Source organism: Cupriavidus sp. 01L45 (assembly GCF_056399885.1).
The window spans coordinates 45,665-68,538 of sequence record NZ_JBFTSG010000010.1 but is presented as its reverse complement, the minus strand read 5'-3'; the positions used below and the strand labels follow the sequence as shown (position 1 = coordinate 68,538).

19 protein-coding genes and 1 tRNA gene are annotated in these 22,874 nt (G+C 65.1%); 6 read left to right on the top strand and 14 right to left on the bottom strand.

The window, feature by feature from the left end; all coding sequences use genetic code 11:
* Positions 1-51 precede the first annotated feature (51 nt).
* Positions 52-939: a class I SAM-dependent methyltransferase gene (locus AC1DT6_RS09075; protein WP_477114638.1), complete on the bottom strand. Its 888-nt coding sequence runs from the start codon at positions 937-939 to the stop codon at positions 52-54.
* Positions 940-1,086: 147 nt separating this feature from the next.
* On the bottom strand, positions 1,087-2,037 hold the full coding sequence (locus tag AC1DT6_RS09070) for a bestrophin family protein (RefSeq protein WP_441628168.1): 951 nt from the start codon (positions 2,035-2,037) through the stop codon (positions 1,087-1,089).
* A 397-nt stretch (positions 2,038-2,434) separates the two neighbouring features.
* Between AC1DT6_RS09070 and AC1DT6_RS09065 the strand changes: the two genes are divergently transcribed.
* Entirely contained in the window at positions 2,435-4,090 is a 1,656-nt protein-coding gene (locus AC1DT6_RS09065) for a DUF342 domain-containing protein (RefSeq protein WP_477102435.1), read from the top strand.
* A 299-nt stretch (positions 4,091-4,389) separates the two neighbouring features.
* On the opposite strand, the gene AC1DT6_RS09060 is transcribed toward AC1DT6_RS09065, so the two are convergent.
* Complete coding sequence (locus AC1DT6_RS09060) at positions 4,390-4,929, bottom strand: hypothetical protein (RefSeq protein WP_477102434.1); 540 nt, start codon at positions 4,927-4,929, stop codon at positions 4,390-4,392.
* Between the two features lie 549 nt (positions 4,930-5,478).
* Between AC1DT6_RS09060 and AC1DT6_RS09055 the strand changes: the two genes are divergently transcribed.
* Positions 5,479-6,165, top strand: a complete 687-nt coding sequence (locus AC1DT6_RS09055; RefSeq protein ID WP_441628162.1) for an HAD family hydrolase — start codon at positions 5,479-5,481, stop codon at positions 6,163-6,165.
* Positions 6,166-6,281: 116 nt separating this feature from the next.
* On the opposite strand, the gene AC1DT6_RS09050 is transcribed toward AC1DT6_RS09055, so the two are convergent.
* The 4 genes from AC1DT6_RS09050 to pepN form a co-directional block, all read right to left on the bottom strand.
* Entirely contained in the window at positions 6,282-6,464 is a 183-nt protein-coding gene (locus AC1DT6_RS09050; RefSeq protein ID WP_441628160.1) for a GrpB family protein, read from the bottom strand.
* A 66-nt stretch (positions 6,465-6,530) separates the two neighbouring features.
* Positions 6,531-6,606: transfer RNA gene (locus AC1DT6_RS09045), tRNA-Thr, on the bottom strand.
* 345 nt (positions 6,607-6,951) lie between these two features.
* Positions 6,952-7,968, bottom strand: coding sequence for a class 1 fructose-bisphosphatase (locus tag AC1DT6_RS09040; protein ID WP_045238606.1), 1,017 nt, complete (start codon positions 7,966-7,968; stop codon positions 6,952-6,954).
* A gap of 127 nt (positions 7,969-8,095) precedes the next feature.
* Positions 8,096-10,795, bottom strand: a complete 2,700-nt coding sequence (gene pepN / locus AC1DT6_RS09035; RefSeq protein WP_477114637.1) for an aminopeptidase N — start codon at positions 10,793-10,795, stop codon at positions 8,096-8,098.
* A gap of 299 nt (positions 10,796-11,094) precedes the next feature.
* Between pepN and AC1DT6_RS09030 the strand changes: the two genes are divergently transcribed.
* Positions 11,095-11,700 carry a DUF4136 domain-containing protein gene (locus AC1DT6_RS09030; protein WP_477102458.1) on the top strand — a complete coding sequence of 202 codons (606 nt, stop codon included), beginning with the start codon at positions 11,095-11,097 and terminating at the stop codon, positions 11,698-11,700.
* A 264-nt stretch (positions 11,701-11,964) separates the two neighbouring features.
* Positions 11,965-14,286: an NADP-dependent malic enzyme gene (locus AC1DT6_RS09025; protein ID WP_441628156.1), complete on the top strand. Its 2,322-nt coding sequence runs from the start codon at positions 11,965-11,967 to the stop codon at positions 14,284-14,286.
* A 150-nt stretch (positions 14,287-14,436) separates the two neighbouring features.
* Here the strand turns inward: AC1DT6_RS09025 and AC1DT6_RS09020 are convergent, their stop codons facing one another.
* The 6 genes from AC1DT6_RS09020 to AC1DT6_RS08995 all read right to left on the bottom strand — a co-directional run bounded on the left by AC1DT6_RS09020 (position 14,437) and on the right by AC1DT6_RS08995 (position 20,188).
* Entirely contained in the window at positions 14,437-14,682 is a 246-nt protein-coding gene (locus tag AC1DT6_RS09020; RefSeq protein ID WP_035859483.1) for a hypothetical protein, read from the bottom strand.
* Positions 14,683-15,079: 397 nt separating this feature from the next.
* Positions 15,080-16,165 carry a porin gene (locus AC1DT6_RS09015; RefSeq protein ID WP_441628154.1) on the bottom strand — a complete coding sequence of 362 codons (1,086 nt, stop codon included), beginning with the start codon at positions 16,163-16,165 and terminating at the stop codon, positions 15,080-15,082.
* 168 nt (positions 16,166-16,333) lie between these two features.
* Positions 16,334-16,852: a 2-oxo-4-hydroxy-4-carboxy-5-ureidoimidazoline decarboxylase gene (uraD, locus tag AC1DT6_RS09010; protein WP_441628152.1), complete on the bottom strand. Its 519-nt coding sequence runs from the start codon at positions 16,850-16,852 to the stop codon at positions 16,334-16,336.
* 36 nt (positions 16,853-16,888) lie between these two features.
* A complete protein-coding gene (puuE, locus tag AC1DT6_RS09005; RefSeq protein ID WP_477114641.1) occupies positions 16,889-17,839 on the bottom strand; it encodes an allantoinase PuuE in 951 nt (316 codons plus the stop codon).
* A gap of 49 nt (positions 17,840-17,888) precedes the next feature.
* A complete protein-coding gene (locus tag AC1DT6_RS09000; RefSeq protein WP_477102404.1) occupies positions 17,889-19,295 on the bottom strand; it encodes a nucleobase:cation symporter-2 family protein in 1,407 nt (468 codons plus the stop codon).
* A 149-nt stretch (positions 19,296-19,444) separates the two neighbouring features.
* Positions 19,445-20,188, bottom strand: a complete 744-nt coding sequence (locus AC1DT6_RS08995; RefSeq protein WP_441628148.1) for a GntR family transcriptional regulator — start codon at positions 20,186-20,188, stop codon at positions 19,445-19,447.
* A 315-nt stretch (positions 20,189-20,503) separates the two neighbouring features.
* Between AC1DT6_RS08995 and uraH the strand changes: the two genes are divergently transcribed.
* Both uraH and AC1DT6_RS08985 read left to right on the top strand, forming a co-directional pair.
* The gene (gene uraH, locus AC1DT6_RS08990) at positions 20,504-20,857 is read left to right on the top strand and encodes a hydroxyisourate hydrolase (RefSeq protein WP_441628146.1); all 354 of its coding nucleotides are present in this window, start codon (positions 20,504-20,506) and stop codon (positions 20,855-20,857) included.
* A gap of 30 nt (positions 20,858-20,887) precedes the next feature.
* Positions 20,888-22,090, top strand: a complete 1,203-nt coding sequence (locus AC1DT6_RS08985) for a urate hydroxylase PuuD (RefSeq protein ID WP_477102403.1) — start codon at positions 20,888-20,890, stop codon at positions 22,088-22,090.
* Between the two features lie 172 nt (positions 22,091-22,262).
* Here AC1DT6_RS08985 and AC1DT6_RS08980 read toward each other — a convergent pair whose 3' ends face one another.
* Complete coding sequence (locus tag AC1DT6_RS08980; RefSeq protein WP_477102402.1) at positions 22,263-22,874, bottom strand: c-type cytochrome; 612 nt, start codon at positions 22,872-22,874, stop codon at positions 22,263-22,265.

Here is a 22,874-nt window from a genome sequence, read left to right as displayed (position 1 = left end):
GCGGCGCGTTGATCAGCCCCGGCAGCGCCGGGGCCATGACGCAAGGCAGCATCAGCCGGCAGCGGCCGGCTCTTGCGTATAAAAGCGTTCTTCCATCTCCTCCAGTCCCAGCGTGCGCAGCACTTCATGCAGCCGCTCGGCCGGGCGCCGGCGCGGCAGGTCCTTGTACTGCGCGATGATCAGCTCGTTCTTCATGGAGTGCTCCCAGCCCACCAGCTCGGTCACGCTGACCTGGTAGCCGTGCGCCTCCAGTTGCAGGCAGCGCAGCACATTGGTGACCTGGCTGCCGAACTCGCGCGTATGCAGCGGATGGCGCCAGATCTCSGTSAGCGGATTGCCGGCCAGCAGCTTTGCCTTGTTCCTGCGCAGCACGCYGGCCACTTCGGCCTGGCAGCAMGGCACCACCACGATGTATTTGGCGCGCTTCTCCAGCGCGAAGCGGATCGCATCGTCCGTGGCCGTATTGCAGGCGTGCAGGGCGGTGACGATGTCGATGGTGGGCGGCAGTTGCGGCGAGGTGATCGAATCGGCCACCGACAGGTTCAGGAACGACATGCCCTTGAAGCCCAGCCGGCTGGCAAGCTCCTGCGAACTGCGCACCAGTTCCTCGCGCGTCTCGATGCCGTAGATGTGCGACTGGTCGAGCTGCTCCTTGAAGAACAGGTCGTACAGGATAAAGCCCAGGTAGGACTTGCCGGCGCCGTGGTCGACCAGCGTCACGTCGGGGTGATCCTGTTTGAGATCCTGCAGCAGCGGCTCGATGAACTGGAACAGGTGATAGACCTGCTTGAGCTTGCGGCGGCTGTCCTGGTTCATCTTGCCGTCGCGCGTGAGGATATGCAGCGCCTTGAGCAGCTCGATGGACTGGCCGGGACGGATTTCGTTGGGGCTGGACGCCGGTGCGGCGGGCGTCTTGGACGCCGGGGACTTCTGGGCCATCTGGGATGTTTCGAACCTGGGAAAAGCGGTGAGGCGTGCGCCAAAGCCGGACGACGCTGCGCCGGCACAGCGAGAGTTTACCGAAAGTCGCGCCAGGCCGGGCGAGTGATGGAAGCGGCGCATGCCGGTCCGGCCGGCAATGGCGCGTCAGTGCAGGCAGTAATCCACCGGCGCGAGCGGCGGCGGCAACTCGGTTTCGCCCAGTGCTTCCTTCATGCCGATCTCGATGGCGCGGCACAGCGCGTCGAGCGGCAGGTCGTTGGGGCTGGTGCCGAACGGCTCTTCCAGTTCATCGCCCAGCGCATCGAGGCCGAAGAAGGTATATGCCACGATCGCCACCACGATGGGCGTGACAAAGCCGATGGTATCGACCAGCCCGAACGGCAGCAGGAAGCAATACAGGTATGCGGTGCGGTGCAGCAGCAGCGTGTATGAGAAGGGGATGGGCGTGTTGCGGATGCGATCGCATGCCACCGCCGTGGCCACCATGTGCGACAAAGTGTCGTCGATGCCGGCGGCAAGGCAAGGATCGACACGGCCTTGCCGCACGCAAAGGCCCAGATCCTCGCCCATGCCCATCATCAGCGCGGCTGGGGCGTTGGTGCTGCGCTGCAGTGCAGCAAGCTCCGCGGGCCGCAGCCAGGATCGCTCCAGCCCGGTATCCGCACTGCTGCCGCGCAGGCGGTTGCGCAGCGCGTAGGCATAAGCCATGGCGCGCGAGATCATGCGAACCCGCACATCGTCCAGCCCGGCCGGGGCAGCGGCGGCGCTACCCGGCGCCTCGGCAATCAGGCCGAGGCATTGCCGAGCCAGGTTCTGGCTGCGTACCACCAGGTCTCCCCACAGCTTGCGGCCTTCCCAGAAACGGTCGTAGGCGGCGGTATTGCGAAAGCCCAGGAAGATGGCCAGCGGCAAGCCGATCAGCGTGAAGGGAATGGCCGTGAGGGTGATCTTGTGCTGGAAAAACGCACCGTGGCTGAGCGTGACGCCTACCGCCACCACCAAGTTCACCAGCAGCGCGCGCCAGATGCGGGGCAGGACCGAGCCTCGCAGGACCAGGAACAGCTTCAGTCCCGAGGGGCGTTCTCGCACGATCATCAGTGATCCTCTTTGCTACGGTGTGGCATTCCGTCGATGGACGGAAGTGTACATTTTCCGCCGCTGGCGGTGGAGCGTCCGCCGGCCAAGTCACCCGGCTCAAGTTTTCCGCGAAACGGCCGTTGGTGTTGTGTGCGCCAGAAAGGACATAGACCCTTCGGCGCGCAAATGACACCCGGCCCAGGGGCCTGCCCGGCAGGCCCGAGCATCCGGTGGCCGAGCCAACCCAGGCGTGCCGCCAGGTACGCAGCGCCAGCCATCGGCAGCATGCCGCCTCGCCATATAACCAGCGCCGGATATGCGGCGCAGGGGCGCGGCGATACCCGGGCCGGGACCGCGGGCGGCGCGGAAGACGGGGYCGCGCCGCCCGGACACGATCCATCAAGGGAAGAACTGAATGGAAAACCGGGGACAAGACACAGTAGCCGGCGTAGCCGCAGGCTTGCAGGTCAGCCTGGATGAAGGCACGCGACAGTTGCGCGCAATATTCGCCGTTGCACCGGGCCGGCTGCCGCCGGACCGCGCGGGGCTGGAAGCGGTACTGGCCGGTGGCGGCTGGGCCGAGGCCAGGATGGACACGGCCGCGATCGGCGCCTTTCTCGCGCAATGCCAGCGTGCCACGGAGGGCATGCCGGTAGAAGCGTTGATCGGCCAGTTGACGGACGGCTACTTCGAACTCAGCGTCAGCAGCGACAACCTGAGCGTACGGCTTAACCTGCTGCCGCCGCAGGGCGGCCGCGCGGTCACGCGGGACGACATCCGCACCGCGCTGGCCGAGCGCGGCGTCGTTGCGGAGCCGGACCGGGAGGTGCTGCGCGGCGCGGTCGAAGCGGGCCTGTGCGACGGACTGGAAATCGCCACGGGACGCGCCGCGCTGCCCGGCACGCCGGCTCGCTTCGAGAGCCTGCTGGCGCCGCGCAAGCCGCTGGTGGCAGAGGATGAAAGCGGCCGCATCGATCTGCGCGACCTCGGATCCTTAATGCTGGTCAACCCAGGCACGCCGCTGATGCGGCGTATCCCGGCTCGTCAGGGCACCGATGGCGTCGATGTCTTCGGCAAGACCGTGGCAGCCGTACCCGCCGCCGATCCGCCGTTCGCGGAAGGCCTGACCGGGGTGGCCCCCGATCCTGCGGATCCGGAGGTCCTGCTGGCGGCTATTTCCGGCTCGCCGGTGTTGTCGGCGCAAGGCGCCAGCGTGAGCCCGGTGGTCGATGTCGAGGCGGTGGACATGCACTCAGGCAATGTCACGTTCGACGGCACCCTGCGTGTCAACGGCGACATCAAGACCGGCATGACCGTGCGCGTGACCGGCGACGTGATCGTCAGCGGCACCATCGAGGCCGCCCATGTGGAGGCGGGCGGCAACGTGGTGGTGAAAGGCGGCATCATCGGCAAGGCCGAAGGCGCTCACCAGAGTGCCGACAACGCCGCCACCGAGGCGCGGGTACGCTGCAAGGGCTCGTTGCATGCGCGCTTTATCGAAAGCGCGGTGGTGGAGGCCGGCACCGAGGTCAAGGTGGAAAGCGGCATTCGCCAAAGCGATGTCGCGGCCGGGACCAGCATCGTCGCCGGCAGCCCCAAGGGCGGCCAGGGCAATATCACCGGGGGACGCTGCCGGGCGCAACTGGCCGTGCGTACCGCCATCCTCGGTGGCGCCGCAGGCGCGGCCACCATCGTGCAGGTCGGAACCAACCCCTATGCCGAAGCCGAGAAGGCCGAGGCCGAGGCCCAGCGCCAGAAGCTGGAAGCCGAGCAGGGCAAGGTGCAGCAACTGGTCAGCTTCTTCGCCAAGCATCCCGAGAAAGCCGTCGGCGACCTGCGCGAGAAGGCGCGCGCCACCCTGTTCAAGCTCACCCGCGACTCGATCGAACTCGACTCCAGGCTGGCCAAACTGGCCGAAAAGCTGCGCCCGTCTCCCGAAGCCGTGATCGAAGTAAGCCGGCGTATCCATGGTGGGGTCAGCCTGCACATCGGGCAGAAGTCGATGAAGATCATGGAGGACAAGCCGGGCGGCCAGATCCGGCTGGTGGAGGATCGCATCGCGCTGGTCTGAAACCCGCTGCCTGGCGGCGTTTTGCGCTCCGCCGGCAGCTGGCAGCCGGTTGGCCGCGCCAGGGGCATGACCACTTGGTCAGGTTGCGCGCAAGTCTCCCGGCTCATTTTGCAGAAATTTCTCCTTGTAGATTAGGAAAGGGCTGGCATGTCGGGGCATGGCTACTCGCTAAAGTAGCCACATACCGCTCCTCCCCGGGGTGGTATCCCCGATGAGGGCCCGACCCCTTGGCCCTCTTTCCATAGCGCTGCATACTTTTGTATGCGGCGCTTCTTTTTTGCGGCTTCGGCTCCACAGTGCTACCAGACCCGAATCTTGATCTGCAGCGAAATGCAGCCGTCCACCTTGCCCCGCATGGTTGGGACATAGATCAGGTTCGCACCCAGGCGTCCGTATTCGATGCTGATGACCGGCGCGGCCATCGGGGACCAGCCGCCATGATTGATGTCCGGGTACCCGCGCACCGCGCCGGCCATCGCGCCGATCCGGAGCGGGCCCAGGTGCAAGGGCTGCCAGGAGAGACTCGCGTAAGTAGAGTGCTCGCGCATGCTGTTGCGGTACTCGCCGGCGGATAAGGTGAAATCCTCGCTCACGCGGAAATCGGCGCCGACTCCCCAGTTGTACGCGTTGTAGTGCGCCGTGTGATTGAAGTGATACGAGAGAAACCCTGCGTTCAGCCAGACCTGCGGGCTGAAGGCGGGCGCCGGGGCCTCCGGCGGCGTGGCATCGTCCGCGCGCACGGGTACGTTCCACATTGATGCGCACAAGGCAAACACCATGAGCAGTCCGCGCGGAAAAAGGCGATATCCCGCCGCGCCAGGGACTGGATAGGCATCCATGGCCGCTTCCTTTCTTGTTTTTCGTGGCTGTGGGCGGGCTGGGCGCGCATCAGTCGACGCGTGGGTCCAGCCATCCTGCGCGAGTCCGGCATGGCGCCGGTAGCCCTAGGTGGCAGCGGTATGCATGGTGTTCCCCCGGTTGCGTGGCAAACGCGAACTCGTGCCGCGTGCTTGCCGGCCGGTTCGTCATATTTCGCGGCCACCCGGTCGGGCGGTCCGTGGTTGTACTTATCGTGATACCAGTCTGGTGCTCCGGCGCGGTCGATTCAATCCGTCGAACGCTCTAAGCCTATGGAGGGGATTGGAGGGCAAGCGGTTGTCAACGTCGCGGCCGGCAGGAGCGTTCCGCGCGCCGGATGGGCCAGGATGTGGCAACAAGTATCGGGATTGAAATTAAATGAATATTTTCAAAGGTAATTTCAATCGATTTGCCTGGTCGCAATCTTTCTTCGACGTGTATGTTTTGCCTGATAGTGCAATTGGCTCGCCAGGCAGACCGGGCGTTCCGAGAGCGCGCCGGAGCTGGAATCTGAGTGGAAATGGAATCACATGACCGAATCGCCTGCCTGCTATCGTCACGAGCTGCCTGCGCGGGTTGCGATCTTCGACCTGGATGGGACGATCATCGATGCCGCCGCGGATATTGCGGCGCAGATCAATCTGCTCCTGCAGGCAAGACGCCTCCAGCCTTTGACAGTCGCCGAGGCGACCACGCTGCTCGGAGACGGGCTCAGGGTCTTTGCGTCGCGTGCGTTTCAACTGCGCGGCGCCGAGATCGGGGATGACGAATCCTCGTCGTTCATCCAGGGCTATTTGGATGCACCCGTAGCGGAGACACGGCTATATCCGGAGGTAAGGAAGGTACTGGCTGAACTGACTGGAGAGGGGTGGCGCCTGGTGGTATGCACCAACAAGATCGAGGCCGCAGCTATCCACATTCTTGAGGAACTCGGCGTTCTCTCATTCTTCGACGTAGTCTGCGGCGCCGATACAGTCCCATGCTGCAAGCCGAGCCCGGTGCACCTTCAACATGCCCTGGCGCGTGCCGGCCTGCTTCAGCAGCGTGCTGTGATGATTGGCGACAATCGCGTAGATGTGCTGGCCGCCAGGGCGCTCGGCATACCGTCGGTGTTCGCCGGGTGGGGTTACGGGCACCGCGATACGGGCAAGGAAGCCACAATAGCCGCAGCCCGCTTTGGCGACTTGCCTCCGGTCCTCGCGTTGGTGGCGGGCTGAGCGGCGGGCGCGGGCGAGCCCACTGGCTTCCCGGCGCCGCGCCTGTACGTATGTTGGTCGCGCCGGCGTGAGCGCTTCGGTTTTACTGATTCTTCAGCGCCGCGAGCACCCGTGTTTCAACCTCTCTGATCCAGGCGATCCTTGCAATCGCCGTAGGCGTGCGAGTCATTGGGGTGCAGCCGCTGGCATCGTGCCTTCTCCTGATCGTAGGCCCGAGCGACGTCGGCGTTCTGGCGAAGGCAATCCCGAAACGCAAGGTGCCGGACGATATCGTTGCATGGCGGCCAAGACCGTACCACTGGCTACATGAAGCCCAGAAACAACAAAGCCCAACCGCGATGGCTGGGCTAGGTGCTTGAATCTGTTGGTGCCGAAGAGAGGAATCGAACCCCCGACCTTCTCATTACGAATGAGCTGCTCTACCGACTGAGCTACTTCGGCCACATCGTTCGTAAGACAACCCGAACGAGCCCGCAATAATAGCAGCGTTTATTTTTCCTGTGAACCCCTGCGCCAAAAAAATCCTCGGAGCGAACTGCGGTTGCCGCCTCAGGGTGGCGCCGCGGCCATTCGGGTGGCGTTCTTGGCTCAGGCCAGCACGATCACCGCGGTGGATGCAGCGGAGGTTATTCGCGATGCAGCGACCGACCGCACCAACCGTCTGCGACGATGTCGGCCACATGCGGGCGCGTCGTCCGTTGGCGTGCGGGACAGGGACAAAGCATAAAAAAACGGGACCAGCGACTGGCCCCGTTCCTTTCAACGCGTGCTGCTCGCTGGCGGCAATCAGCCCGCCGTCTTCTCTTCCTGGTGATAGCGCGTGACGCGTTCCACCTCGTTCTTTGACCCAAGGATCACCGACACGCGCTGGTGCAGTTTCTCCGGCTGGATGTCCAGGATGCGCTCGACACCGTTGGTGGCCGCGCCGCCGGCTTGCTCGACCAGCATCGCCATGGGGTTGGCTTCGTACATCAGGCGCAGCTTGCCGGGTTTTTCCGGTTCGCGCTTGTCCCACGGGTACATGAAGATGCCACCGCGCGTGAGGATGCGGTGTACGTCGGCCACCATCGAGGCGATCCAGCGCATGTTGAAGTTCTTGCCGCGCGGGCCTTCGTCGCCGGCCAGGCATTCGTCGATATAGCGGCGCACGGGCGGGGCCCAGTGGCGCATGTTGGACATGTTGATCGCGAATTCCTTGGTGTCTTCCGGGATCATCACGTCGGATTGCGTCAGCACGAAGCTGCCGGCTTCGCGGTCCAGCGTGAACATGTGCACGCCGTTGCCGACGGTCAGCACCAGCGTGGTCTGCGGGCCGTACACGGCGTAGCCGGCGGCGACCTGGCGGCTGCCGGCCTGCATGAAGTCGGTCTCGGTTACGGTCTGGCCCGGCTTGGGCATGTGCAGTACCGAGAAGATGGTGCCGATCGACACGTTCACGTCGATGTTGGACGAGCCGTCGAGCGGATCGAACAGCAGCAGGTATTCGCCCTTGGGATAGCGGTTCGGGATCTCGTAGAAGCTGTCCATTTCCTCCGAGGCCATGGCGGCGAGGTGGCCGCCCCATTCATTGGCGTCGAGCAGGACTTCGTTGGCGATCACGTCCAGCTTTTGCTGGGTTTCGCCTTGCACGTTGCCGGTGCCGGCGGAGCCGAGGATGCCGGCGAGGGCGCCCTTGCTGACGGAATTCGAAATGGCCTTGCAGGCGCGCGCCACCACTTCGATCAGCAGCCGCAGTTCGGGCTCGATCGTGTTGTGCTTGCGCTGCTCCTCGACCAGGTAGCGGGTGAGGCTGATGCGACTCATGGGGATTCTCCTTGAATGGCGGCAATTCTACATGGGCGCCAGCCCGGCCGGCCACTGGGGCGGGCCCGCGGCCTGCCGGTGGCGGGCGGGCGGGGGCCCGCCATCCGCCACCAACCGCTGTGCTGCGTTACGCCGCCAGCGCCTTGCTGACGATCTCGCGGACGTCGCGCGACAGGTCGCTGGCCGCGGCCACCTGCTCCAGCGCCGCGCGCATGCGGTCGCGCAGCGGCAGGGCATATTTCTGCCAGCGGTCCATGACCCGCGCCAGGCGCGAGGCCACCTGCGGGTTGATGGCGTCCAGCGCCAGCACCTGCTCGGCCCAGAAGGCATAGCCCGAGCCGTCCTCGGCATGGAACTGCGCCGGGTTGGCCGCGCAGAAGCTGAAGATCAGCGAGCGCGCGCGGTTGGGGTTGCGCAGGTTGAAGGCCGGGTGCTGCATCAGCGCGCGCACGGTCTCGATGGTGCGCTTGCCTGCGTGGCCGGCGGCCTGCGGCCCGACGGTGCCGCGCTGCATGCCTTGCAGCGAGAACCATTTGTCGATCACCAGCGCGTCCTGCTCGAAGCGCTGGTAGAAATCCGCCAGCGCGGCTTCGCGCCCCGGCGCGAAGGTGTTCACCATCGCGCTCAGCGCGGCGAAGCGGTCCGTCATATTGTCGGCGGCCTGGTACTGCGCCTCGGCCAGCGCCTGCATGGCGGCGTCGCCGCTGTCGGCCAGGTAGCCCAGTGCCAGGTTGCGCAGTGCGCGCTTGCCCGCGGACACGGCGTCCGGGCTGTAGGCGCCGGGCGTGGCATTGGCTTCGAAGGCGGCCAGCCAGTCGGCCTTCAGCGCACGCGCCAGCGCTTCGCGCATGAACTGGCGCGCGCGGTGGATGGCGGCCGGATCGGCCACGCCCATGCGCTCGGCGAGGTAGGCCTCGGCCGGCAGCGTCAGCGTCTGTTCGCGGAAGGCGGGGCTGAGTTGCGCATCGTTGAGCACGGTGCGCAGTGCCGCCACCAGTGCCGGGTCGAGGTTGAGCTCGTGGCCGGCCTGGGACTGCGCCACCAGTTGCAACAGGGCGCGCGTGGTCAGGCGCTGGCCCGCTTCCCAGCGGTTGAACGGGTCGCTGTCGTGGGCCAGCAGGAAGGTGAGCACTGCCTCGCTGTAGTCGGCATCGACGATGACCGGCGCGGAGAAGTCGCGCAGCAGCGACGCCAGCGGGGGCTCGGCGCCGCGCGGCAGGTTGACAAAGCGGAAGCTTTGCTCGGCTTCGGTGAAGTCCAGCACGCGCGTGGTGGCGCCGGGCTGGCTTTCGCCTTCGAGCTGCAGCGGCAGGTCTTTCCCGTCGGCGTCGATCAGGCCCAGCGCAAAGGGGATGTGGAAAGGCAGTTTGTCCGGCGTGCCGGGATGCGTTTCGATGCCCACCTTGGGGCAGCTTTGCGACAGCGTTAGCGTCAGGCTGCCGTTGGCGCCATCCCAGGCGGTGCGCACGGCAACCACCGGTGTGCCGGCCTGGCTGTACCAGCGGCCGAACTGGGTCAGGTCGCGCCCGTTGGCGTCGGCCATGGCCGCACGGAAATCGTCGCAGGTCACGGCCTGTCCGTCATGGCGCCGGAAGTACAGGTCCATGCCCTTGCGGAAACCATCGCGGCCCAGCAGGGTCTGGTACATGCGCACGACTTCGGCGCCTTTTTCATACACCGTCACGGTGTAGAAGTTGTTGATTTCCTCGTAGCTGTCGGGACGCACCGGATGCGCCATGGGGCCGGCGTCCTCGGGGAACTGCACCTGGCGCAGCATGCGCACGTCCTCGATGCGCTTGACCGCGCGGCCGGATTCGGAGCCCATCATGTCGGCCGAGAATTCCTGGTCGCGGAATACCGTCAGGCCTTCCTTGAGCGAGAGCTGGAACCAGTCGCGGCAGGTCACGCGGTTGCCGGTCCAGTTGTGGAAATACTCGTGCCCGACCACCGATTCGATATTGCCGAAGTCGGTGTCGGTGGCGGTCTGGGCGTTGGCCAGCACGTACTTGGTGTTGAAGATGTTGAGGCCCTTGTTCTCCATCGCGCCCATGTTGAAGTCGCCCACCGCGACGATCATGAAGCGGTCGAGATCCAGCTCCAGGCCGAAGCGCCGCTCGTCCCAGCGGATCGAGTGGATCAGCGAATCCATGGCGTGCCGCGTCTTGGGCAGGTCCTGCGGCTCCACCCAGACCTGCAGCAGCTTTTCCTTGCCGGAGGCGGAGGCGATGCGTTCCTCGATGCACTCCAGTTTGCCGGCCACCAGCGCGAACAGGTAGGCGGGTTTCTTGAACGGGTCTTCCCAGACGGCTTCGTGGCGCCCGTCCGGCAGCTCGCGCTCGCCGATCAGGTTGCCGTTGGACAGCAGCACGGGGTAGGCCGCGCGTTGCGCGCGCAGCGTGACCCGGAAGGTCGACATCACGTCGGGGCGATCCAGGTAATAGGTGATCTTGCGGAAGCCCTCGRCTTCGCACTGGGTGAAGAAGTTGCCGTTGGACACATAGAGCCCGGACAGCGACGTATTGGCGGCCGGCTGGCAGGCGGTGACGATTTCCAGCGTGCCTTGCGCGGGAAGTTCGGGCAGGGTCAGGCTGTCCGCTTCCTGGCGCGCGCCATCCAGCGGCTTGCCGTCGAGGCTGACGCCGACCAGTTCCAGTTCCTCGCCGGCCAGCACCAGCGGGCCCGGTCCCTGGCGGGTGAAACGCAAGGTATTGGTGACCACCGTGCGGGCGGGATCGAGTTCAAGCACAAGGTCGACGTGCTCAAATGCGAAGGCCGGCGGAGTATAGTCTTTGCGGTGGACGGTAACGGGCGTGTCGGTGCGCAGCATGGAAGAATCCTGTCCTCTGTGGGCCACTTTGGGCGGCTTGGTCGCCATGGGCACGGGGGAGGGAGGGGCGCAGCCCCTGCCGGGCCGCGCGCCCAGGCACTGAAAAACCCATTGTAGCCAAGCGGCGGGACGACGGCTCGGATGCGCCGCGCCGCCGCGGAATTTCGCCCGCCCGGCACGGTCTGAATCACGTGGCTAACAACAATCGGTGTGGGGGCGTCATGACCGGACTATGGTTTTGCAGGGAATGGAGCCGGCTGGCCGGCAGGGGCTTGCGCGGCAGCAGGCTGGTGGCGGGCATGGCCCTGCTTGGCGTGGCGCTGCTGTCCGGCTGCGCCAGCACCGTCACCACGGAGGTGACGGCCTTCAGCCAGGGCAACTGGCAGAACGATCCGCCGCGCACCTATGCCTTTGATCACGGGGCAGGCAAGGAGGCCCGGTTCGAGGACCAGACCTACGAGCAATGGCTGGCGCAGGCGTTGACGGGGGTCGGCTTCGAACAGGTGGCGCGCCCGCAGGCGCACTACCTCGTCAATATGGAATACGACAGCAACTCGGGGCTGATGCGGGTGCAGGAGACCGTGTACCCTGATCCCTGGTATGGCGGCCCGTACTGGGGGCCTTACTACCGCCCTTGGGGACCCTGGGGCTGGGGCGGTCCGGGCTACTGGCCGCCGCAAACCGTCGTGCGCGATGTGCCGGTGACGCAGTCCACGCTGCGCGTGTTCTTCAAGGATGCGGCTACGGGGCGCCGTGTGTACCAGGTTACCGCGCAACACCGCGACGAGAACGCGTCCCTGCAGGCGGCGATGCCGTACCTGATCCGCAGCGCCTTCGTGCAGTTTCCGGGCGAGAGCGGCCGCTCCCGGCGGGTGACATTGCCGCTGGATCCGAATGACAAGTAGACATGAGGCAAATGGAGGAGGCTGGGCATTGCCCGCGCGCGGGTAAAAACTGAATTGCCCGGCGAAAGGCCCTAAAACCCTGGATGCACCTCTGGGAGGGGCTTCGCGCCGGGCTTGCGTGAGCTAGAATGACGGCTCGATTTTTCGGCCCGAGCCGCCGGCGCCCGTTTTTGAAAGCTGCAATGGAAGATTCCGGCAAGCACGCCGGATACGACCGGCGCGGCCCCGGCGGGCACTGGCTGGGCCACTTCCTGGACGAGCATAATGACCAGCAAGACCGGCGGTGATGCACCGCAACATGCCCCCAATAGTCCTGAAGCGCAATTGCGCCTGGCCGCGCTGGAATACCACCGCAGCCCGACCAAGGGCAAGATCCAGGTAACCGCGACCAAGGCACTGTCCAACCAGCGCGACCTGTCCCTGGCCTACTCGCCCGGCGTGGCTTACGCCTGCGAGGAAATCGCCAAGGATCCGGCGATGGCCGCCGAGTACACCTCGCGCGGCAACCTGGTGGCGGTGATCACCAACGGTACCGCCGTGCTTGGCATGGGCGATATCGGTCCCCTGGCCGGCAAGCCGGTGATGGAAGGCAAGGGCTGCCTGTTCAAGAAATTCGCCGGCATCGACGTGTTCGACATCGAACTCGATGCGCGCGACCCGGACAAGATCGTCGAGATCGTGGCGGCGCTGGAGCCGACCCTGGGCGGCGTCAACCTCGAGGACATCAAGGCGCCCGAGTGCTTCTACATCGAGAAGAAGCTGCGCGAGCGCATGAATATTCCCGTCTTCCACGACGACCAGCACGGTACCGCCATCATCTCGGCGGCGGCACTGCTCAATGGCCTGAAGGTGGTGGGCAAGGATATCGCCAAGGTCAGGCTGGCGGTATCGGGCGCCGGCGCGGCGGCCATCGCCTGCCTGGACACCATGGTGAGCCTGGGCGTGACCCGCACCAATGTCTCCGTGGTGGATTCCAAGGGCGTGATCTATGTCGGCCGCGACGCCAACATGGAGCCCAACAAGGCCCGCTACGCACAGGAAACCTCGGCCCGCACCCTGGCCGACGTGGTCGACGGCGCCGACGTGTTCCTGGGTTGCTCGGCTGCCGGCGTGCTGACCGCCGAGATGGTCAAGACCATGGCCGACAAGCCGATCATCCTGGCGCTGGCCAACCCGGAACCGGAAATCCGCCCGGAAGTGGCCAAGGCCGCCCGCCCGGACTGCATCATCGCCACCGGCCGTTCGGACTATCCGAACCAGGTCAACAACGTGCTGTGCTTCCCGTACATCTTCCGCGGCGCGCTCGATTGCGGCGCCACCAAGATCACGGAGGAAATGAAGCTGGCCTGCGTCAAGGCCATTGCCGAGCTGGCCGAAGCCGAGCTGAACGACGCCGTTGCCGCCGCCTATGGCGGCCAGGAACTGAAGTTTGGCCCCGACTACATTATCCCGACGCCGTTCGACCAGCGCCTGATCGAGAAGATCGCGCCGGCGGTGGCCAAGGCCGCTGAAGAATCCGGCGTGGCCACGCGTCCCATCAAGGACCTGGAGGCCTACCGCCAGCAGCTCACCCAGTACGTCTACCATACCGGCCTGATCATGAAGCCGGTGTTCACGGCCGCCAAGGCCGCGCCCAAGCGCGTGGTCTACGCCGAGGGCGAGGAAGAGCGCGTGCTGCGYGCGGTGCAGACCGTGGTGGACGAAGGCCTGGCGCGCCCGATCCTGATCGGCCGCCCGCACGTGATCCAGATGCGCATCGAGAAAGCGGGCTTGCGCCTGAAGGCCGGCGTGGACTTCGAGCTGATCAACCCGGAAGACGATCCGCGCTACCGCGCCTACCACGAGGCCTACCACGCGCTGCGCGGCCGCGACGGCGTGACGCCCGACATGGCCAAGGTGGCGCTGCGCCGCTCCAATACGCTGATCGGCACCATGCTGATGCATATGGGTGACGCCGACGCGCTGCTGTGCGGCACCGTGGGCCGCTTCGAAGCCCACCTGGAGCACGTGCGGGACGTGATCGGCCTGGCGCCGGGCGCCAAGGTGTTCGCCGCGATGAACGCGCTGATGCTTGAGAAGTACACGCTGTTCATCACCGACACCTTCGTCAATGACGACCCCACCGCCGAGGAACTGGCCGCCATCACGCAGCTGGCTGCCGAGGAAATCGCGCGTTTCGGCCAGCATCCGAAGGTGGCGCTGATGTCGCACTCGATGTTCGGCTCGTCGAACCGGCCGTCGGCCCGGAAGATGCGCGCGGCCCAGGAGATCCTGGCCCGCGAGGCGCCGCACCTAGAAGTGGAAGGCGAGATGCAGGGCGACGCCGCCCTGGTCGAGGATGTACGCCGCCACTTCCTGCCTGGCACCAAGCTGGCTGGCAGCGCCAACCTGCTGGTGATGCCGACGCTGGACGCGGCCAATATCGCCTTCAACCTGCTCAAGATCACGGGCGGACAGGGTGTCACCATTGGTCCGATCCTGCTGGGCGCGGCCAAGCCGGTGCACATCCTCAACCCGCAAGCCACCACGCGCCGCATCGTCAATATGACGGCGGTAGCGGTGGCGGAAGCCAACGCGGCGCGTTGATCCGCGGTGCGGCGGCGCAGCAATGCCGCCGCCGGGAGCGCACATGCCGCCAGGCATCGCGCAATGAAAACGGGGCTCCTTGGGAGCCCCGTTTTTTGTGACCGGCTTGTCCTGCAGTTCCGCCGGCCCGGAAAAGCTGTGCTTTCTTAGCTACTGCAGCAGGTTGTACTGCTCCCGCATCACGACGATGATGGACTTCGCCGCTGCCAGCCGGGTGGGCAGGTGATCATCGGGCTCGCGCGGAAAATCGACTTCCGCGCTCCAGTTGCAACCGGTGTGGTCGGGTTGGTGCCCACGCATGGCGTGGAGCTCGCATTCGCCGCACTCCGGATTGTTGTTCAGGAACTGGTTCAGGATGGCCATCAACTCCGACCGGGTCTTTGCATCACGACGCATGTGTCACCTCGTCCGTTGCCGTCTTGTTGCCTGGAACCTAAATCTAGGCAGGCATCGGCAGCCCCGCCAATTGAATCGGACTATTAAGCAGCGACTTTCGATCCTCAATCGCCGGTAGCCTGTCCCTATCGCGCTGCAGCATATCCATGCTGCAGCGCGAAATATCGATGACCTTTACTGGCCTGGGCGGTCTGCGGCAAAGAGGCGGAGCCGCCAGATGCTTTCGGGGCCGGGGGATTGATATCCCTTGGGGTGACTCATGAACTTCACGGGCCCTGGACCAGGGGCAAGGCGCTCGCAGGCCGGATCGGGGGAGTCCGGCACCATATTCGGCAGGCAATAAAAAACCCGCCACCAGGGCGGGTCTTCAATTCCCGTTGACAAGTCAAGGCAAGCGTCAGAACTTGTGACGCACGCCTACACCGAAGGTGTCGCCGTGCGACAGGCTGGTGATCTTGTCGTAGAAGTAGGCGGCGTAGACGTCGGTGCGCTTGGACAGGTTGTAGTCGTAAGCGACCGCCACCGTGTTGCGCTTGAAGTTCGCGACCGAGTTCTCGGTCTTGTCATAGGCGTAAGACGCCAGGACGTTGCCGGCGCCGATGGGCACCGAAAGGCCGACCTGGCCGTTGGCGTGCTTGATGTCGCCGTTGGGGTTGTTGTTGAGCTCGGTCTTGATGTACTGGCCTTGCGCGAACAGCTTGACGACCTTGAAGTCGTAGCTCAAGCCGCCCTGCACCGCGTTCTGCTTGCTGAAGCCAACCAGCATCGGATTGGCCGAAGCGGTGACGTCACCCGGCGTGCTGTCGAACTTGACTTGCTGGAAGGCCAGCGTGGCAGCGAACGGGCCGTTGAAGTACATCAGGTTGCCGCCCCACTTGTTCTGGCCGGTCGAACCTGCTTTCTCGCCGAAGGAGTAGATCACGTTGGCGGTCAGGCCGCCGAAGTTCGGCGTGCTGTACAGCAGCGAGTTGTTCCAGCCCGAATCGCCGATGATGCCCGGGTCGGCCACGTTGGCGGTGGCGGCGCCGAAGTAGGTGTGGAACACCATCGGCGAGAACACGTAGGAGTCGATCAGCGGGTTGAACAGGATGGTCGACACGAAGTAGGGCGTGGTGTTGCGGCCCAGCTTGAGCGCGCCCAGCTTGTCGTTTTGCAGGCCCACGAAGGCATTGCGGCTGAACATCGAGTCGCCGTCGAAGCGGCCCTGCCTGCCGGTGTCGGTGCGGAAGAAACCGTTCAGGTCGAAGATGGCCTTGGTGCCGCTACCGAGGTCTTCGGTGCCCTTGATACCCCAGTACGAGGTTTGCATGCCGCCCGAATTGGCGACATAGGCGCGGTCGGCCGCGCCGACGTTCTTGACGCCGCCAACGAACATGTCGGCCTGGCCGTACAGCGTGACACTGGATTGCGCCATGGCCGCGCCGCTGAAAAGGGCGGCGGCCGTCGCTGCCAGCTTGAGGGCCGGCGTGATCTGCTTCTGCATTGGTGAGTTCTCCGTGGTTGATCCGTTGCGTTCTTTGTGTACTGGGTCCCTGACGGGTTCTATTCGTTTTGTTTGCTACTGGCATGCCCTGGGCTAGGGTGTTGCCGGCTCGGCCCGGGCACTGCCTGCTACATCGGTAAGGGGTAACGCAAACTGCCTTTTTTTGGCTCAGCCGGATACTAAGTCGTTCAGGCGGAACTGTGCAATCCGATGGATCTGGTTGATGCAAGTTTGCAACTCCGCGGCCGGATCGTTTTCCACGCGCCTTGCGAACTCGCCGATGATGCCGGCGCGGTTATAGCCGCGTACGGCCAGGATGAAAGGAAAACCGAATTTCTCGTTATAGCGGCGGTTGAACGCTTGCAGCTGCTCGAATTCCTCGGCGGAGCATTGATCGAGGCCGGCACCGCTTTGCTCGCGGGTCGACTCGGCGGTCAGCTCGCCGCGCACGGCGGCCTTGCCGGCGAGCTCCGGGTGGGCGCGCACCAGCCTGATCTGGGCGGCGTCGCCGGCGCCGTCCACGATGGCGCGCATGGCATCGGCCAGGGTGGCGGCGTTGGTGAAGGGGCGCTGCGTGGCGGCGGCTTCGGCCACCCACGGAGAGTGTTCATAGATGCCGCCGAGCACCTGGACAAAGTCGGCGGCCGGCAGGGCATTGAGTTGATCTAGGGAGTAGGTATTGCTCATGGATTGGCTTGTCGCTTGGTCGCCTGGTCGATTGGCTCAGGCGCGGTTCTTTGCGGAGTAGGGATGGGTCTCGGCCCAGTGGCGCGCGATGTCCACGCGCCGGCAGATCCAGACCTTGTCGTGGCCCTGCACGTAGTCGAGGAAGCGCTGCAGCCCGCGCATGCGCCCCGGCCGGCCCAGCAGGCGGCAGTGCATGCCGACCGAAAGCATCTTGGGCCGGTCCAGCCCCTGCGGGTCGCCTTCGGCGTAGAGCACGTCGAAGGCGTCCTTCAGGTACTGGTAGAACTGCTCGCCGGTGTTGAAGCCTTGCGGCGTGGCGAAGCGCATGTCGTTGGAGTCGAGCGTATAGGGCACCACCAGGTGGGGCTTCTTCTCGCCGCCGGTGACTTCCACCTCGGTCCAGAAGGGCAGGTCGTCCCCGYAGTAGTCCGAGTCGTACAGCAGGCCGCCGTGTTCCACCACCAGGCGGCGCGTGTTGGGGCTGTCGCGGCCGGTGTACCAGCCCAGCGGCAGCGAGCCGGTCAGTTCCTCGATGATCTGCATGCCGATGCGCATGTGCTCGCGCTCGGTGGCTTCGTCCATGCCCTGGTAATGGATCCAGCGCCAGCCGTGGCAGGCGATCTCATGGCCGAGTTCGACGAACGCCCGGGTCAGTTCGGGATGGCGCTGCAGCGCCATCGACACGCCGAAGATGGTCAGCGGCAGCCCGCGCTGCTCGAACTCGCGCAGGATGCGCCAGACCCCGGCGCGCGACCCGTACTCGTACACGCCCTCCATGCTCATGTGGCGGTCGGGGTAGGCCGCCGCGCCGATGATCTCCGACAGGAACTGCTCGGAGCCGGCATCGCCGTGCAGCACGTTGTTCTCGCCGCCCTCTTCGTAGTTCAGGACGAACTGCAGCGCAAGGCGTGCGCCGCCCGGCCAGCGGGCGTGCGGCGGCTGGCTGCCGTAACCGATCAGATCGCGTGGATAGTTGTTGCTTGTCATCAGGGTCATGATTCTTCAGGAAGACTGTGCCGGCCGCCGCCGGCAGGACTTATTCCGTGCCGTGCGTATTGGCAGCGGCGTTGCGCATCGCCTCTTCGCGCGACTGGATGCCGTTGAAGAAGACGTTGAGCACCACCGCCACGATGGTCCCCAGCACGATGCCGCTATGGGTGAACGGGTCGGTCCACTTGGGCAGGTACTGGAAGAAGGTCGGCGCCAGTGTCGGGATCATGCCGAAGCCGATCGAGATGGCGACGATGAACAGGTTGAAGCGGTTGCGGTTGAAATCGCAGGAGCCAAGGATGCGGATGCCGGTCGCGGCCACCATGCCGAACATCACGATGCCGGCGCCGCCGAGCACGAACTGCGGTACCGAGGCCACGATGTGCGCCATCTTCGGGAACAGGCCCAGCGCGATCAGGATGACGCCGCCGGCCGCCGCCACATAGCGCGAGCGCACGCCGGTCACGGTCACCAGGCCCACGTTCTGCGAGAACGAAGTGTAGGGGAAGGTGTTGAACACGCCGCCGATCACGGTGCCCAGGCCGTCGGCGCGCAGGCCGCGGGTCAGGTCTTCATTGGACAGGCGCTTGCCGGTGATATCGGCCAGCGCGAGGAACATGCCGGTGGATTCCACCAGGGTGATCAGCATCACCACGCACATCGACAGGGTGGCGGCAACGTCGAACTTGGGAATGCCGAAGTGCAGCGGGGTGATGACCGCGATCAGGCTGGCTTCGTCGAGGCCTTCGAAGGAGACCTTGCCCAGCGCCATGGCCGCCAGCGTGCCGATCACGATGCCGAGCAGCACCGCGCAGTTGGAGATCAGGCCGCGCCCGTACTTGCTCAGCAGCAGGATCGCCACCAGCACCAGCGCCGCGATGCCGAGGTTGCCCAGGTCGCCGTACGCCAGGTTCGGCACGTCCTTGACCACGCCGTCGATCACGGCACGCGTGGTGGGCTGGCCGCCGGCCGCCCAGTTGATGCCCACCCGCATGAGCGATACGCCGATCAGCGTGATCACCGTGCCGGTCACCACCGGCGGGAACAGGCCGAGCATCCGCCCCATCAGCGGCGCCACCAGGATACCGAACACCCCCGCGGCGATCACCGCGCCGTAGATGCCGAGCAGGCCGACATTGGGATCGGAACCGATGGCGATCATCGGCGCCACCGAAGCGAAGGTCACGCCCATCATCACCGGCATGCGGATGCCGAACTTCCAGAAGCCGAAGGCCTGGATCAGCGTGGCCAGGCCCGCCGCGAACAGGTCGGCGTTGATCAGGAAGGCGAGCTGGTCCTTGGGCAGCTTGAGCGCGCCGCCAATGATCAGCGGCACCGCCACGGTACCGGCGTACATCACCAGCACGTGCTGCAGGCCGAGCGCGAGCAGCCGGCCCGAAGGCAGCCGCTCGTTGGTTAGATCCGTGGGCACCGTGGTGCTAGCGCTAGTCATGGGTGTGTCTCCTCTCCTTTGGATTTGATGGGAACGCTGCCGGGCGGGGGGGCTCTCGGTATGTGATTCCGGCAGCGCGCCTCATCGGGGACGCGTTGTCATGAGCAGGAATCGGGCCTTGGCCGCGGGTTGGCAGCGGGAACAGCTTGCTAGGTGGAGTGACCCAGCACGCTGCGAAGATCGAAATTGCCCGGTTCGTCCGGCTGGACGCGGTCGGCGCAGGCGCCGAGGTGGTGCGCCATGCGGCTCTGGGCCAGGGCGGCGTCGCCCTGTTCCAGTGCATCGAGAATCTCTTCGTGCTCGTCGAAGGAGCAGGCGTTATTGCCTGGCGCCTCGACGCTGGCAATCATCAGCGTGGTGCGCGAGACCAGCCGACGCATCATGGTGACCAGCAGCGCGTTGCCGGAGAGCTCGGCCAGCGCGGTATGGAACTCGGCCGACAGGCGGATCCATTTGGGGCGCTCATTGGTGAGGAAAGCCTGGCGCTCGGCCTCTACCATCTTGCGCAGCGGCGCGATCACGCGCTTGACGTCGCGCATGGCGGCAAGCTTTTCCAGCACGGCGCGCTCCAGCATCTGGCGCAGCTCGAACATGTCGTGCGCTTCGTCGGTGGAGGGGCTGGCGATAAAGGCGCCGCGGTTGGGCTCGAGATCGACCATGCCGTCTGCGGCCAGGTGCGCCAGTACCTTGCGCACCGTGTGGCGCGCGGTGGCATAGATTTCGCACAGCGAATGCTCGGTCAGCTTGGTGCGCGGCGGCAGCCGGTGCTCCATGATCGCGTCATAGATCTCGTGATACATGCGCTCCTCGACGGAGCCCCTGCGGGCGGGCTTGATTTCGGTCGGGGCGGCGGTGTCATCGGCACCGCCAATCAGCTTGAGACTCTTGGACATCTTGGCACCAGTGTATTGGTGAGGAGGGGGAGCGGCGCGCCGCCGGCAGCGAGTAAAAGCAGGGTGGCGCGCCCCAAAAATTGTTGACAATTATTTGGTTATGGCGGCAATATTGTCAACAAAACCGAGCTAGGTTTTCGACAACTCAGGGTAATTCCCGAGTTGCCATACGGAGTGGTGCAAAGCATTGTCGCCCTGCACCAGTCCAGCGCCGGGATGCGTTAGAAATACGTACCGAGCGGGCACCATTCCCACAAATGGTGCTAGTGAAGGCAGCGGCGCCTCTCACAACCCAAAGCCCTAAGGAAGAACAGGATGGGACGCTTGACCACTCATGTACTCGACACCGCAGCCGGCGCACCCGGCGCCGGCATGTCGATTACCCTGCATAAAATTGTCGACAATCGCAAGGAGACGCTGAAGACAGTCGTCACCAACCACGATGGCCGTTGCGACCAGCCCCTGCTGGATGGCGACACCATGGCCGCCGGGGTGTACGAACTCGAATTCGGTGCCGGCGATTATTTCCGCGCCCAGGGCACGAAGTTGCCCGAGCCAGCTTTCCTCGACGTGGTGACGCTGCGTTTCGGTATTGCCGATACCGCCGCGCACTACCACGTGCCGCTGCTGGTTTCCCCCTGGTCGTACTCGACCTACCGCGGCAGTTGAGCGCGGTACGGGAAACAAAGGAGACAAGACATGGAAGGCTATATCCTCGACTGGGCCAATATGCTGCTGCGGTGGGTGCACGTGATCACCGCGATCGCATGGATCGGTTCCTCGTTCTATTTCGTCTGGCTGGACAACAGCCTGACCCGCCCCGATGACCCCGACCTGCAGGAGAAAGGCGTGGGCGGCGAGCTATGGGCGGTGCACGGCGGCGGCTTCTACAACCCGCAGAAATACCTGAGCGCGCCCAAGACATTGCCGGAGAACCTGCACTGGTTCTACTGGGAGTCGTATTCCACCTGGATGACCGGTTTCGGCCTGCTGGTGGTGCTGTACCTGTTCAACGCCAGCACGTTCCTGGTCGACAAGAACGTCATGGACATGTCGGCGGGCGCGGCGATCGGGTTTGCGCTGTCTTACCTCGCCGTGGGCTGGGTGGTCTACGACTGCATCTGCCGCGTGTTTGGCAAGAGCGACCGCACCGTCGGCATCCTGGTGGCGATCTACGTCGCGCTGGCTGCTTACGTGGCCTGCCACGTGTTCTCGGGCCGCGCGGCGTTCCTGCTGACCGGCGCGATGATCGCCACCATCATGAGCGCCAACGTGCTGGTGTGGATCATTCCCGGCCAGCGCAAGGTGGTTGCCGCGCTGCGCGCCGGCGATCCGGTGGATCCGGTGCATGGCAAGAACGCCAAGCAGCGCAGCGTGCATAACACCTACTTCACGCTGCCGGTGCTGTTCGCCATGCTGTCGAACCACTACAGCATGACCTACAGCTACAAGTACAACTGGGCCGTGCTGGTGCTGATCATGCTGGCCGGCGTGCTGATCCGCCAGTTCTTCATCCTCAAGCACAAGGGCAAGATCAATGTCGCCTGGCCTGCCGCCGGTGTCGCGGTGCTGGCCGTGGTCGCGGTCATGATCGCGCCGCAGCCGCGCGAGACGGTGGCGAACAAGGATGGTGCTGCCGCGCAGGTGAGCTTTACCAAGGTGCAGGAGGTTATCAACTCGCGCTGCGTCCAGTGCCATGCCGCCGCGCCGAAGATGATGCCGACTGCCGCCAAGGGCATCAAGCTGGACACGGCCGACGAGATCAAGGCGCACGCGCAGCTGATCTATCAGCAAGCGGTGCAGCAGAAGGCCATGCCGCTTGGCAACGTCACGCAGATCACGGACGACGAACGGGCGCTGCTGGGCCAGTGGTTCGAGGCCGGCGCCAAGACGACCAACTGATCCGCCAACTGATTGACGGGGATCCTCGCGGATCCCCCCTGACCGAGCATCGGTGATCGACGGTCCGGTGGCCGTGCAGCTTGCGGCCGGAGGTCCGGACTGGCGAGGGTTTGAACGGGGCGCACGCCCCGTTTTTTTGTTTCCGCACGGCGGCGGGCCAGGGGCCAGGGGCCTATTGCAGGTTCGCTATGTAGTTGGCGAGGTTCTGGATATCCGCGTCTGACAAGCCACGCGCCACGCTGGTCATGTTGCCGGCGTCATTGGTGCGCTTGCGCGAGCGGAAGTCTTCCAGTTGCTTGACGATATAGGCGTACTGCTGTCCGGCCACGCGGGGAATTTCATTCTGCCCGCTGAAGCCGCCGAGATGGCACATGGTGCAGAGCACCTCTTCGGACTTCTTCCTGCCGGCTTCCACTTTTTGCCCGTCTGCCTTGAACTGGGAAGGAATGGGTTTCTGCGCAGCGAAATAATCCGCCAGGTCCAGCATATCCTCGCGCGATAGCGGCGCGGCCATCTGCGTCATCGGCGGGTGGCCGCGGCGGCCTTCCTGGAAGTCCTTTAGCTGCATGTAGATGTAGCGCGCGGTCTGGCCGGCGAGCACCGGATAGCCCGGATTGCCGGGGTTTCCCGTCGGCCCGTGGCAAGCCACGCAGGTTTCCGCCTTGCGCTTGCCGGCCTCGGGGTCGGCGCGCGCGATGCCGGCCGCGCATGCCAGCAACACGCACAGAACAAGTGCCAGCCCCGACAGCGCAAACTGCCGGGGCCGTCCGGGGGGGATGCGCAT

Excerpts from the sequence above, each read along its gene's own strand:
- uraH (WP_441628146.1), top strand. The coding sequence starts at position 20,504 with ATGGGACGCTTGACCACTCATGTACTCGACACCGCAGCCGGCGCACCC.
- AC1DT6_RS09055 (WP_441628162.1), top strand. The coding sequence starts at position 5,479 with ATGACCGAATCGCCTGCCTGCTATCGTCACGAGCTGCCTGCGCGGGTT.
- AC1DT6_RS09070 (WP_441628168.1), bottom strand. The coding sequence starts at position 2,037 with ATGATCGTGCGAGAACGCCCCTCGGGACTGAAGCTGTTCCTGGTCCTG.
- AC1DT6_RS09065 (WP_477102435.1), top strand. The coding sequence starts at position 2,435 with ATGGAAAACCGGGGACAAGACACAGTAGCCGGCGTAGCCGCAGGCTTG.
- AC1DT6_RS08980 (WP_477102402.1), bottom strand. The coding sequence starts at position 22,874 with ATGCGCATCCCCCCCGGACGGCCCCGGCAGTTTGCGCTGTCGGGGCTG.
- AC1DT6_RS08995 (WP_441628148.1), bottom strand. The coding sequence starts at position 20,188 with ATGTCCAAGAGTCTCAAGCTGATTGGCGGTGCCGATGACACCGCCGCC.
- uraD (WP_441628152.1), bottom strand. The coding sequence starts at position 16,852 with ATGAGCAATACCTACTCCCTAGATCAACTCAATGCCCTGCCGGCCGCC.
- AC1DT6_RS09015 (WP_441628154.1), bottom strand. The coding sequence starts at position 16,165 with ATGCAGAAGCAGATCACGCCGGCCCTCAAGCTGGCAGCGACGGCCGCC.
- AC1DT6_RS09040 (WP_045238606.1), bottom strand. The coding sequence starts at position 7,968 with ATGAGTCGCATCAGCCTCACCCGCTACCTGGTCGAGGAGCAGCGCAAG.
- AC1DT6_RS09030 (WP_477102458.1), top strand. The coding sequence starts at position 11,095 with ATGGCCCTGCTTGGCGTGGCGCTGCTGTCCGGCTGCGCCAGCACCGTC.
- AC1DT6_RS09000 (WP_477102404.1), bottom strand. The coding sequence starts at position 19,295 with ATGACTAGCGCTAGCACCACGGTGCCCACGGATCTAACCAACGAGCGG.
- AC1DT6_RS08985 (WP_477102403.1), top strand. The coding sequence starts at position 20,888 with ATGGAAGGCTATATCCTCGACTGGGCCAATATGCTGCTGCGGTGGGTG.
- AC1DT6_RS09020 (WP_035859483.1), bottom strand. The coding sequence starts at position 14,682 with ATGCGTCGTGATGCAAAGACCCGGTCGGAGTTGATGGCCATCCTGAAC.
- AC1DT6_RS09060 (WP_477102434.1), bottom strand. The coding sequence starts at position 4,929 with ATGGATGCCTATCCAGTCCCTGGCGCGGCGGGATATCGCCTTTTTCCG.